The organism is Bacteroides sp. f07, assembly GCF_042854785.1.
Classification (GTDB): domain Bacteria; phylum Bacteroidota; class Bacteroidia; order Bacteroidales; family Bacteroidaceae; genus Bacteroides.
This window is the reverse complement of record NZ_BAABXI010000001.1, coordinates 1,666,606-1,679,580: the sequence shown is the minus strand read 5'-3', so window position 1 is coordinate 1,679,580 and position 12,975 is coordinate 1,666,606. Positions and strand designations below refer to the sequence as shown.

The following is a 12,975-nucleotide window of genomic DNA, read 5'->3' as shown; positions in this document are numbered from 1 at the left end:
AAATTAGTTCTTCTTTGCCCATTTCAAGTCAGTGGCTTCATTATCGGCACCGCTAAGTTCTGCAACACCTTGTTCATAATTGGCTTTATTATTCTGTGCTTCTGTATAGGGGAAGCTCAAACGACGCATACCACGCAGACTGCTCACGCCACAATCAGATAAATTGTCGATGCAAGGATAAAGTTCCGGATAGCCTGTACGACGATATTCCGCCCATGCTTCCAGTCCCAGCGGATAATTGGCAATCCATTTTTGAGTAATGATACGTTGGAAATTCTTCCCATTCGCATTATCAGCTTCGCTATCATCCCACTTCACACTAACAGTATTGGTTATCGTTGCGGTAGCGTTCTGCACGGCGTCACTTTCATGTGATACAACAGGAGCTTCATCAATCTTCAAATACTCGGTAGCTGAAACCTGATATTGCTCCATAGACAAATTGATACCGTCCTCATAGTAAGCTTTTGCTGTCTTAGTACCTACATTCCAACCATGCAATTTTCCTTCTGCACGCAAGAAGGCTGTCTCGGCGGCACAGAAAACCATTAATTTGGAAGTCGCCGTATAGGCAGGAATAGAGAAACCTGCTGCATCTGCCTTTTTGAAATCAGCATCTCCTGTACGCATACCCACATATTGATCTGTTTTTCCAGTAAGAGTAGATTTATTAAAGAACTTCGACATACGCGGGTCATCATATGCATTCATATAATCTACGATATTTGCATTCACACGCAAATCCCCCCAACTGACAGCGGCAAGTTGATATGGGTTGCTTTGTGTTCCGCAAGAAAGCATGGCATTGTCCGAATTACTTTCAATCAACCCGGCTTTATGTATTACTGCTGCTTCGGCTGCTTCTTTAGCAATGCCGGGCCATGTTCCGCTAATTCGCATTGCAACACGTAAACGCATTGAATTTGCCAACTTTGCCCAACCAGAATAATTTCCTTCGAAAACAGGATCGTTAGCTCCCAATGGCGCGTTACCATTTGTCTCTACATAATAATTATACAGAACGTCAGCAGCATTGGCTAAATCATTTAATATATTAGCATAGACCTGCTCCTGAGTATCATAAGAAACGTAGAAATTGCCTTTTTTTACCTGGCTGTAAGGCATCGGTCCGTAACAGTCCGCGACACGGAGCATTGTTATAGCGCGTATCATACAAGCAAAAGCATAATAATGTCCCGTAGAATTTGTCGCTTCCTGTATCTGGAAAAAGTTTCCATATATTTTCTCAAACGGAGTGTTCCAGGGAGTAGCATTCCATGCATCACTTTGATTGAATGTACTGAAATTTGTGCCACTCCATGTATTAGAACAGCATAAATAGCCACCTAATTGTCCCACCATCTGGTCTTGCATTTGAGAGTCATTCTGCTGAATATTCACGATTGTTTCAATCATCGATTTCATCAGAGTAGCCGGGTCAGCATCATGAATCTGATATTGATTCGTATTATACTCCTCAAATTTATCGGTACAACTTCCTGCCAGCAACAACAGAGCGACACCGACTGTGATATTTCTTAAATATTTTCTCATAACATTAGTTTTTTCTTTTAGAATTGAACTTTCACATTAAAACCGAAGTTACGTAAGCTAGGCTGCATAAAGTAGTCTACATTCATATAATAGTTACTGGAAGTAGAAGCAGACAATTCCGGATCAAACGGAGCTTTACAGTAAATCATCCATAGATTACGTCCTACAACACCTAAAGTTACATTTGCCACATTTTTAAACCATCTTCTTGGAAGTGTATAATTCAAGCTTAATTCTTGTAAACGTACGTTGGTTGCGCTATATAGGTAGTAACGACCATAACCACCTTCACCTGTACTGATAGCCTGATAATACTTTTGGGCATCAACCTTACCATTATTGATAGGCATACCACCATTATCACGGATAGAAGCGGATGTTTCAGACACTCCATAATAATCCAAGATACCTTGAGTAGCCGAATAAGCTAGTCCACCTACACGTGCAGACAACACAACTCCCAAGTCAATACCTTTATAAGTGAAATGGTTGATCCAGCCTAAATTAAAATCAGCATCCAGATTGCCGATTTTCACCGGAGTGTTTGATGAAGTAATACCCAAATTTCCATTCTGGTCAACTTTTATATTACCATTATTATCTTTGGTCAATTGGTTATATACATAGATATCAGTCATTGAACCTCCCTCTGTCAGAATAACACGAGGAGCCACATTTTCTTTACCTAACCAGCCTACATTCATTTCATCCATCTGAATAGCCTCTCCAGTCACCGGGTTAACGCTACCACTAGCCAGGCGTTTCACCTTGTTGCGGTTTAGAGTGAAAGTAGCATTAGAAGACCAGCCGAAACCTGCCCATTTATCACTAAATCCTAAAGCTAGCTCAACACCTTGATTCTGTACATCACCTGCTTGAACAATTGCTTGCTTATAACCGGAAGATGACGGAATATCTACTTTAAATGTCTGATTCAATGTATTGGAACGATAATAAGTAGCATCCAAGCTGAAACGGTTCTGCCAGAATTTCAGGTTCAAACCTATTTCCCATGATTTCGTTTTTTCCGGTTTCATGTTTTCCATTGGATAAACGGTTGGATTTGCCCAGTTATGTGTCTGGCTGTTGTATTCATATCCGGGGTTAGTAAGGAAGCGATCGAATGAAGAGGCCACCACTGTATAGGAACCACGTACTTTAGCATAAGTTATCAACTCCGGCAAAGCAACCATCTCCGACAGTAAAGCTGACAAACCAACTGACGGATAAAAGAATGACTTTTTCTTGGAGAAAGCTAATTTAGAGTCCCAGTCATTACGTCCTGTCAATGTTAAATACAATTGACTCTTCCAACTTAATTCCGCGCTGGCAAAAACACTTTGGATCTCATCTTTATATCCGGTAGGATCCGGTTTATAATTTGAAGAGAAATTTATATTATTAACTTGGAAAAAGTTCGGAATAACCAAATCACCGGCAAAATACAATTGATCCATTGAGGTATGATAAACAGAAGCCCCCACGTTGGCTGTCAAATGAAAATCACCGAAAGTCTTGTCTATATTAGCCAAAACATCTGCATACAAAGAACGTTCTTGTCGCATGGCATCTTCGAAGCCACCACTTACTCCACAAAATGTAGTTAATGTAGAAGCCGACTTCTCATTCTTGTTCCGATAATCGGAATTGTCCAGATTCACACGCCCTACGATATTAATCCAATCTGTCACCTTCCATTTCAAAGAAGCATTCAGCATATAACGTTTTTTATCGGAAGTACGGATTATACGGTTCTGCACCCAATACGGATTCTGTAATGACAAACTAGCATCACCATAGGGCCAATACTGTTCCATATAACCGTAGTTTGTGTTATAACGTTCATACAAACGAATTTCGTCAAAATTATCTCCACGAGGAAATAAATACAATGAAGGAAGCGGGTTATAATACTGCCCTTGAGCAACCATGTTTTTATTATTCTGAATAATATATTGTGCGCCAATATCCAGAGTCAGTCTGTCATTCAGGAAATTCGTAGTATTACGTGCTGTAAAATTATAACGATTATAAGAGTTATTCGGAAGAATACCACCAGAATTAGTAGTAGAGGCTGAAAGATAAGTCTGATTCTTGGAATTTCCGGTAGACAAGGCTACCGAGTTGATAACATTAGTACCTGTCTCAAAAAAGTTAGACGGGTCATATCGACGGTTTGTCGGGTCTCCCCAGCTAAACAATCCGGAGCTTGTACCATAACGGTTTTGCATATCAGGCATAATGTATGCTTTGGAGAAAGTAGTACTATTGGACACTGTAATTGTAGTTTTCTCAGTCTGTCCTTTTTTAGTAGTAATCAAAACTACACCATTGGCAGCGGAAGAACCATAAAGTGCCGCCGCAGAAGGTCCGGTCATCATACTGATACTGGCAATATCATCCGGATTTAAATCTGCTACAGCATCCGATCCACCCATATCACCAAATAATCCTTCACCACCACTTTTCCCTGTATTAAAGATAGGCACACCATCAATCACATACAATGCATTATTGTCTTTAGTCAAAGACTTCATACCACGCATTACGACACGTGCTGCACCACCGGCACCAGTAGCTCCACTACTGATTTGAACACCTGCCACTTTTCCAGCTAATGAGTTCATAAAGTTAGCATCCTTTACAGCAGTAATTTCATCACCTTTCACTTCTTGTACATTATAACTCAATGCCTTTGTTGCACGCTTGATACCCAATGCAGTAACAACTACTTCATCCAATGCTTGGGTGTCTTCTCCCATTACAATTTTCAAGGGTTGCGCATTAGCTAGCGTGATTGCTTGGGAGAAACTGTTATATACAGATGCTTATAAAAAAAGAGTCATCTCAATATTGTTACAGAGATGACTCTTTCCTGTCATGAAAATAAAACTCTTTCAATTATAAATTGTAATCATTTTCAGTTTATTAATTATTACATTGGTTATGATTCGTATCTATACTCTCTTTTAATAAGAAAAGAGAGGCTGACATTACGTTAGTCTCTCTTTATTGTGATATTATTTAATTGCATTAATTTCCCCTATATAGACATCTATATAGCTATCATTCCATGAGTCCGGCATTTCCAGTTTTATATATTGAGTAGTTACTGGTGAATAAAACTTAAGGCAGTGAACACTAAAGTTACACCACACTGATTTATCATAACTTTTTGTTATAAGGGCGCTATTTGGCGTCCTTTTTTTGTTCTCGATACAAAGATAACATTTTCTATTCATTATCAAAAATATTTGTCTTTTTATTTGCATATCTCATTTATTTTCACTATATTGTAACAGATTAAAAAGATAAGCGTTATGAAAAAGAGAAGGAAAAGACAAAGCATCATGGAGTTCAGGGCTTCCTTCCCGGACGAAGAAAGCGCAATCAGATTCTACGAGGAAATAAGGTGGAAAGATGGAGTGGTTTCACCTTTTGACCCGACATCTAAGGTGTACAAATGTAAGAACGGTAAATATAAGTGCAAGAATACTGGGAAATACTTCACTTATAGAACTAAAACATTCTTTGCCAACTCAAAATTAGAAATGCGAGATTGGTTGTACGCAATTATTATGATTAGCAATCACAAGAACGCTATATCTTCATATCAATTAGCTGACGATTTGGATATTCCACAGAAAACAGCGTGGTATATGCTTCACAGAATAAGAACTGCAATGGCTAAAGAAAACAATCAAAAGTTATCAGGCGAAGTTGAGATAGACGAAACATTCGTGGGCGGAAAGAATGGAAATCGTCATAAAGATAAGAAAGTAGAAAAGTGTCAAGGACGTAGTTACAAGGATAAAGTTCCTGTATTTGGTGCTATAGAAAGAAGAGGGAAAATTTTTGCAAGGGTCGTTCCTAACACCCAAGCTGAAACACTTGTTCCAATTGTAAAAAAGAACGTTGAAGTAGGAAGTTCAGTTTATACCGATGGTTGGAGCTACAAAGGACTAGAGAAGAAATATACCCAAATGTCTGTAGACCACGGAAAGAATTTCTATGGAATGATTCTAGTTACCGATGACGGAGAAATCATCGAAGTTACAACAAATAGGATTGAAAACGCTTGGTCGGTATTCAAAAGAACTATTAAAGGAACATACATTCATGTCAGCAAGAAATATATGCAGAGATATGTTGACGAGTTTGTTTTCAGATTTAACACCCGAAAAATTAGCAAATTTGAGAGAATTGAATTACTTTTGCAATATGCAGCAGCTTAAAAATTATGGCAAATAACAAAGACATAAAGACAGAAAAGCCTAAGAAGGAGAAGAAAAAAAGGAAGCCTATCTATGAAGTAGAGGGTTTTGTTCTCACTATACCCAAAGACAAGCTAAAAGAAGCACTGCTAGAAATGAGCAAACCAAATCCTGAAAAAGAGTAGCTATTTTCCTTTATTATTCCCATTTGACGGATTAAACAAATATCTAACGACAAGAATAAATATACCTATAATATTAGCTGTGGTAGTCGTTATTAAAGTAATAACAACAGAATCTGCCAACTCAAATCCATTTAAGATTTCCCCATGTCTAAAAAGGATAATAAAAATGGCTATCATATAAACGCATAAGAATTTGAATATATTATCAGCGTAAGCTTTTCTTTGCAGCCTATCCTGTCTTTTACTTTCTAATTCTTCTTTTTTTATATCAAGTTCTGCTATTTTTATTTCTTGTTCTACATCTCTATTAGACATAGGAGTTTCACTAATAGGAGAATTTCCAATTTCTGAAATAAGAACATCGTCTTGTATTTGTTCTTCACTCATTGCTATTTATTAGATAAAATGTCATTAATAACCTTCCTATAATAGGCTTTGGTGTATATATCACTTATTTTATTATTCATTAGATATTTATAGCTATAAGACCAAGGAGTACCATCACGATGTAATAGTTTAATTAGTTCATCATCAGATAAGTTATGGTATCTTTTCCATACCATATCAGCAATTTTTTTTAGTTTTTCATCTTGAATAGTATCGTCTCCCAAAGTTGACTTACAGCATATGTTTCCGCCCTTATTATGTCTAAATGCATAATATACAGAAGGTATAACAGGACCATTTTCCCATGCCTCAACACATTCATTGTCTATTAATAGCGATTCATTATATAGGGCTAAATAAAAACCATATGTTATATATACACGCTTCATTAAGCCAAATTGTTTTAGCTTAAATCCTTCTTTTTTTGCCAATTCTATAAAATAATTAGCGATAGTAATAACAATAGATTTCATATATTTACTCCTTATTATTTTGCAAAATAAAACATTTAATCCAGATAATGTATTTTTTATTAGTAAAAATTGAATATTGTTAGTTGACAATTAGCCATAAACAACTATCTTTGCACTAAAGATACGAAAAATTGGGGAGAAATCCAATTTTTTGGAAGAAATAGTGTAGCCTAATCGTCATCAGAATCACCACCTCGGATAACAGAACTTGGCTATAAATGAACTTACTCGTTGGGTAAAGTGTACTTCGTCATATACTGACGTGGTGCGCTGCCATTGAGTAAGTGGGCTTGTGGTGAGCCTTGATGACGTATGGCAGTAGCACTACGTCTTTTTTTTGTGACTTTGCGTATGGTTATTGCTGAATAAACTGACTTCTTTTAGTATTAACCAATAAAACACAAAATGTATGAAAAAGAATCTTTTACTTCTGTTATTATTGATGCTTAGTCTCAGTATCCAAGCGCAAAGTATTAAAGTCAGTAAAACTGATAAATTCACAAAAGACAAAGTTGTGTACACGTCTTATGAAAAGATTTCATCAGAAGCATTTATCGGTACTCAAACAGGAAAAAATATTGCAATATGTTTTGGTCGTGAAAATGGCTTAAATATGATATTGATGAAATGGCTAACAGCAGATGCGCGATTAGTAAGTGTAAATTCCAAGGTGGTATTTCTTGATGAAGAAGATAATACACATGAATTTACAGTATCAGACTATGCATCGGGAAGAGGAGAAGGAACAGTAGGAGCATTAGGAATGGACTTATGGGGACTTCGTATATTACTATTAGGTGATTTGTCTGTTTTTAAGAACCATATAATGACTGCTGTTAGAATATATACTACTGATGGATATTATGACTACAAAATCAGAAAGAGTGCAGCAGAAAAAGCAAGGGAAGCCTATCGTTTATTTGAGAAAGAAATACAGAAAGGAAATCTTGATAAATGGAAATAACTCTATAAACAAATTAATAACGTAATAAAATGAGAATAACAAGTTTGAAAACAGCATCTTTAATAGCATTTATAGGATGCCTATTAAAAGCAATCATGACATTTATTTGTCTAATCACAGATATATCATCATTTATATTTCAAATAGCAGATATAGTATCTATGTGCTTGATAGGATTATTCTTTATTTCACTTTACGAAAAAATAAGTTGGAAAATTAAAAAATAGTGACTATCTTAGCAACCAATTAATACCGGAGCGTTTTGCTCCGGTATAACTTTTAGTTATAACAAACAACGTGGTGTAACTTTAGTGTTCACTGCCAAACTTAATAATATTGAGTACCGGATTATTATAAGATGCATTGGCACTAACTGCCGGCATTACGATACTTCCTTGATCTGTCCATTCATAGCCATCATTACTTGTAGATACGTTTGTCGTTTTCATATTATTGGGGCATATTTGACCATCAGGTACATAATTGGGAGAGAAAGTTAATCCTTTAATTGAATTTTGAGTACCCATATTAATCTTAAAACTAATTTGATTACCGTATGTAAATCCCTCCCATTGAGAATATGGATTTCCATCAAGAACATCTTGTGGGTCTGTATAATAGCTATCTGGAGATGTACAGATCCATCTTGAACGGTCACAAACTTCACCCTCAATCGAAACTGCTTTCGTATCAATATTACTAAAGGTGTTATTCAAAATAAGATACAACATATTCAGATTAGAACTTATACTAGCATTTCCTGTGGATACTTCAGATAAACGAAAGGGAAATATATATCCTTCTTCAGCATTTAATAAATTAAAATCATTAATTGTGAGACATATAGAATCGGAAGACTCTAGTTCTCCTGCCTTTATCGTTACACTTTTATTGGTGAAACTATATGAGTCACTCGAAGGGGATGCGTATGATGTGTTATTATTGGTGTTATATACATCAATCTCATTCATAGCCAATTCAACAGAGATTTCTATGTCTGTTTGTAATGGCAAAGTAAGCATAACAGGAAATTTAAATTCATTTTGCTCACAAATTCCGCCTACAGAAGTTTGAGCTACTGTCCATTGCGTTGTATTTTCAGAGGTACCTCTGAAATTTACCAAATATACATACTCGTTTTCTATTTTCTCATCTTTATCGCTACAAGATGTACATGCTATGCTAGAAAACAGAACGATCACGATTATGTTGAAACTTATATAATTCAGATATTTCATAATCAGTCTATTTTTAATTATTTCCTTCTACTTTACTATCCGGACCATTTTCCCCTTTGACATTGTGAATCCATGCCGGAGTCGTTTCCTGTTCTACCCAGACCTCTTCGCCAGCCCATCCAGTCTGAACCTTTTTGTAAAATCCGGCTTTGTTGCCATGACCTGTATAATCTTTACATTCACGTCCTTCGCCTTCATTTAATTACCAATATCCTTCAAGACCTTCACTCTGAGGATCAACATTAAACATATTATTAGCAATTTGTATAGGAGTAATCGCCTTAGTCCAGAAACGTATCTCGCTAACTTTAACATTAGCTAATAACATATCTCCGGCACCAAACGAAAAATCACCTCCGACATTTGTTAATTTTCCTGGCGAGGTCATTTCGCTATCCTTTACTCCATTGATGTACATGGTTATGGTAGCTCCGTTATTAACCAATGCAACATGATACCATGTATTGATGTCAAACTTCATCGTACTGTTAAATTGTGAACCCTGATTTTTAATCTGAAGTAAATTACCTTCTACCATTGCATCACCAAAACGAGTATAGATTTCACCGTCCATTCCTGCTGGAGCATTTGCAGCAAACAATGCCTGATTGTTTTTCTGCCCTTTTTCTGTACCTAATTCATCGATACTCAAACGGAATTCCACAGCCCACTCACTCAGCGCATAATTTTGTCTCATATGCATGAATAGATGGTGTTTGTAGTTAATGACTGGCACTGATGTAATAATAAGCGGATCTACAATGTAAATCATAACATCGGCTCCTTTCATAACTTCAATTCCGGAAGCAGACTCAATGGCCAAAGGTAAGGCATATTGTTTCCCTGAAGTCGATAACTCTTCCGATAGAGGCATAATAGTAGCTGCAACACTCGTGCCGGCACTTGTCCCATTTTGAATAGTAGCTATAGGACTATCAAAAATGTAATTATCTTCAGGCAAAACTTCATAACTAGTTCCATTCCTTTGATTAAAGTCTTTTAATGCTTCAGCATCAATCTTGAATTTTACTTCTGTATCTTGAACAACGTTTTGTCCAGTGCGAGGCGTTACCATAACTGTTACGTTCTCGTCACTAATTGTCACTTTGCTGGATGAATATGATTTGATTCCAGTTTCTTGAATATAGATACGGCTATCAATTGTATCATATTTTGCATCGTTACAACTTGTTATGCTTACTATAACAAGAAGTAATGCTACCGTGCCCATACTTGTAATTGTTGATATTCGTTTCATAAAGTAATACATTTAATTATTTAACTGCCGGATTCATTATTTGTGTGGCTTTTCGGAGATATGGATAACTGACATCATATCCGTCCTCTGAAAATTCATATTCCATATGATAGGTGCCAACACCACCTTTTCGTACTTTCCTGCCATTAACAACCGGATTCCAGCGAGCCATTCCCTCTAATGACTTAATTTTCTTTCCGTCTGGGGTAGTAAAATCGGCTCCACCTGAAGTATACATTTCAAATGACTCTGTAACGATAAATTTCTTTGCACATTCTTCTGCTGACATTACATCGGCATAGTGTTTGATCATATCATCCATGCGGCTATTCAAAGTAGCTTCACTACTGGCTCCATAAGCTTGTGTGATAAAATAATTAAAATAAGGACCATATTTAGCAGGTACTCCGTCGTATACTCCATCAATAACAAAATAACGTCCGGTTCCGGATTTAGGCCCTATGCGTTTTGCCATTGTTTCAATGAATACAGAGATTCTATTTCCCACTCCCATTTCATAATTTGTCGGGAATGGTTGAGGAACTCCGTTTTCCCAATCGAGATCGAATCCATCATAGTTGTATTTATCAATGGTATCACAGATAGCGTTAGCGAATTTAACAATTGATTTCTCAATAGCTTCTTCATCACCATCTATCCATCCCCAGAACTTATGCCTGTCTTCACGAGTGGCATTGTATTCATCAGGGGTAATTTGATCTCCCATTTCTAATACGAGGAATACAACTAACGCTTTAGTTCCTTTCTTTTCTTGCACATAACGAAGGTCTTGCAGCATAGCCTCTGTCGGTGCTTTCCAACCACCCCACATTGAGATGAAATCTACGCTGTCCGGCAATCCGGTCATACAGTTTTCCAGACTTGCACCTTTACCTGTCCAATTACCGAACCATCCGAAAGAAACAGGATGATCGGAAGCTTTGTATGCACGCAGACGAGCATAATATTCGTCAGATTTATTCGTCCCTACTAATTTTTCGGGATTCAAAGATTCAGTTTCCGTCCAATCTTCACAAGCGGAAATAATCAGGCAAAAACCTAACAATGATAAAATGTAATAGAATATCTTCTTCATATTTTTAAGATTAAAATCTGTGAATCTGGTTTTATTTATCAGTGCGTTGCCACCATATCTTAGTATCGTACCCATTACCTCCTAACTTCTGCACAGCTTCATTCACATTTTCTGTATTTCGAGTAAATTCAGTGGTAGGGAAGGGAATGCGGTTGGCCACCGGAATATTCGGACTGATTCCCGGAGCTATCGGAAATAACTTAGGGTAACCGGTACGTCGGTATTCACTCCATGCTTCCTGACCAAGCGGCCATAAAGCAATCCATTTCTGAGTGATAATACGTTCCAATCTGATTTCTTCGCTATCTCCGTCATTCCATTTAACAGTAATAGTGCTGACAGCTCCTGTACTTCCACTTCCTAATGGGTCTGTGTAAGAACTTTGAGGGGTAGCACCTTCTAGATAACTTTCAATACCATTAACTCCCCATTGTTGAAATGAAAGCCGAATTCCTTCCTCGTACAAGTCTTTTTCTTTTCCTTTCATATCCCAATGCAACATTGCACCTTCTGCTTTGTTGAAAGCTGTCTCGGCTGCACTCATCCACAGTGTACGGTCTTCTCTCTGTACATTAATCAATGAAAATCCCAACCGGTCGGATCTGTTATATGAGATACCTGAACGCATTCCTATGTATTCTTCACTACCTGTACTCATTGTTTTCTTTGTGAAATACTTAGAACGACGTGGATCTTGATATCCATTCATGTAAGATGTGATGTCAGCACAAACACAGTGGTCGGACCAGTCGACTAGTACAGTCCAAAGTTGATTTTTGTTTCCGGAAGCAGCAGCATTATCTTCATTGTTTACAATAACTCCGATAGGATGATTGACTGCTTCAGTGCCCATTTGTTCTGCCAAATCAGGGGCAGCAAAACGAACTCGGACAGCCATTCTAAGCTTTAACGAGTTGGCGTATTTTACCCATTTTCTGAAATCTCCTTCATAGATATTATCGAATTTCTTCATGGGCCTTTCCTCTGGGTGTTGATTGACAAATAAAGTCATATCATTAATCGCATTTGTCAGATCTTTGAACATTGCACGATAAGCTTCTTCTTGAGTATCGTAGGGAGAATTTAGATTGCCTGATTCCATCTTACTGTAAGGGATTGCTCCATAAAGGTCCACCAACCGCTGCATGGCAGTTATTCTCAAAATCTGTGCCCAAGCAAAATTAACTCCTGTTCCTCCTGTGACTTCTTTAATCTTGTTCCAAGCTGTGGAAATCTTTACCATGACATTTCCATCTTTGAAAGGTTGGTCTAGCCAATCGCCAGGAGCATTGTAACTAATAAAATTAGCTCCTTTGAATTTATCGGTGGCAAGTACCTGATAACGCCCATAACAGTCACCGATAAGGGATTCCATCGTGTTATATATATTTTCTGTAGCTACCGGATAGGCATAGTCACACATCGTCGGGAAGAACGCATTTGCTGCATATCCGTCACGGTTTAGTTCTTCCTCCGATATTTTACCATCCGGTCGGTTCAATTCATCATCCATACAAGATTGAAATATGGACGTGCCAAGCAATAATGAGCCTGCAATTGACAAGTGAATAATATATTTATTTATCTTCATAATTCCTGTATATTT

11 protein-coding genes are annotated in these 12,975 nt (G+C 37.2%); 3 read left to right on the top strand and 8 right to left on the bottom strand.

What is annotated here, in order from left to right:
• Positions 1-3: 3 nt before the first annotated feature.
• Together ACGHVY_RS06765 and ACGHVY_RS06760 are read right to left on the bottom strand one after the other, a co-directional pair.
• On the bottom strand, positions 4-1,554 hold the full coding sequence (locus tag ACGHVY_RS06765; protein ID WP_390597981.1) for a SusD/RagB family nutrient-binding outer membrane lipoprotein: 1,551 nt from the start codon (positions 1,552-1,554) through the stop codon (positions 4-6).
• 17 nt (positions 1,555-1,571) lie between these two features.
• The gene (locus ACGHVY_RS06760; protein ID WP_390599657.1) at positions 1,572-4,352 is read right to left on the bottom strand and encodes a SusC/RagA family TonB-linked outer membrane protein; all 2,781 of its coding nucleotides are present in this window, start codon (positions 4,350-4,352) and stop codon (positions 1,572-1,574) included.
• 522 nt (positions 4,353-4,874) lie between these two features.
• Here ACGHVY_RS06760 and ACGHVY_RS06755 point away from each other — a divergent pair.
• Positions 4,875-5,789: an IS1595 family transposase gene (locus ACGHVY_RS06755; protein ID WP_390597790.1), complete on the top strand. Its 915-nt coding sequence runs from the start codon at positions 4,875-4,877 to the stop codon at positions 5,787-5,789.
• A gap of 5 nt (positions 5,790-5,794) precedes the next feature.
• Positions 5,795-5,953: a hypothetical protein gene (locus ACGHVY_RS06750; protein WP_390597788.1), complete on the top strand. Its 159-nt coding sequence runs from the start codon at positions 5,795-5,797 to the stop codon at positions 5,951-5,953.
• Here the strand turns inward: ACGHVY_RS06750 and ACGHVY_RS06745 are convergent, their stop codons facing one another.
• Together ACGHVY_RS06745 and ACGHVY_RS06740 are read right to left on the bottom strand one after the other, a co-directional pair.
• On the bottom strand, positions 5,954-6,340 hold the full coding sequence (locus tag ACGHVY_RS06745) for a hypothetical protein (protein ID WP_390597786.1): 387 nt from the start codon (positions 6,338-6,340) through the stop codon (positions 5,954-5,956).
• A gap of 2 nt (positions 6,341-6,342) precedes the next feature.
• Positions 6,343-6,813, bottom strand: coding sequence for a Panacea domain-containing protein (locus ACGHVY_RS06740; protein ID WP_390597785.1), 471 nt, complete (start codon positions 6,811-6,813; stop codon positions 6,343-6,345).
• 409 nt (positions 6,814-7,222) lie between these two features.
• Between ACGHVY_RS06740 and ACGHVY_RS06735 the strand changes: the two genes are divergently transcribed.
• Positions 7,223-7,777: a hypothetical protein gene (locus tag ACGHVY_RS06735; protein WP_390597783.1), complete on the top strand. Its 555-nt coding sequence runs from the start codon at positions 7,223-7,225 to the stop codon at positions 7,775-7,777.
• A gap of 308 nt (positions 7,778-8,085) precedes the next feature.
• Here ACGHVY_RS06735 and ACGHVY_RS06730 read toward each other — a convergent pair whose 3' ends face one another.
• From ACGHVY_RS06730 to ACGHVY_RS06715, 4 genes are all read right to left on the bottom strand, one after another.
• Entirely contained in the window at positions 8,086-9,015 is a 930-nt protein-coding gene (locus ACGHVY_RS06730; protein WP_390597979.1) for a BT_3987 domain-containing protein, read from the bottom strand.
• Positions 9,016-9,217: 202 nt separating this feature from the next.
• Entirely contained in the window at positions 9,218-10,273 is a 1,056-nt protein-coding gene (locus tag ACGHVY_RS06725; RefSeq protein ID WP_390597977.1) for a BT_3987 domain-containing protein, read from the bottom strand.
• A 16-nt stretch (positions 10,274-10,289) separates the two neighbouring features.
• Positions 10,290-11,369 (bottom strand): glycoside hydrolase family 18, encoded by a 1,080-nt coding sequence (locus ACGHVY_RS06720; protein WP_390597975.1) that lies wholly within the window; start codon positions 11,367-11,369, stop codon positions 10,290-10,292.
• Positions 11,370-11,400: 31 nt separating this feature from the next.
• The gene (locus ACGHVY_RS06715) at positions 11,401-12,960 is read right to left on the bottom strand and encodes a SusD/RagB family nutrient-binding outer membrane lipoprotein (protein ID WP_390597973.1); all 1,560 of its coding nucleotides are present in this window, start codon (positions 12,958-12,960) and stop codon (positions 11,401-11,403) included.
• Positions 12,961-12,975 lie beyond the last annotated feature (15 nt).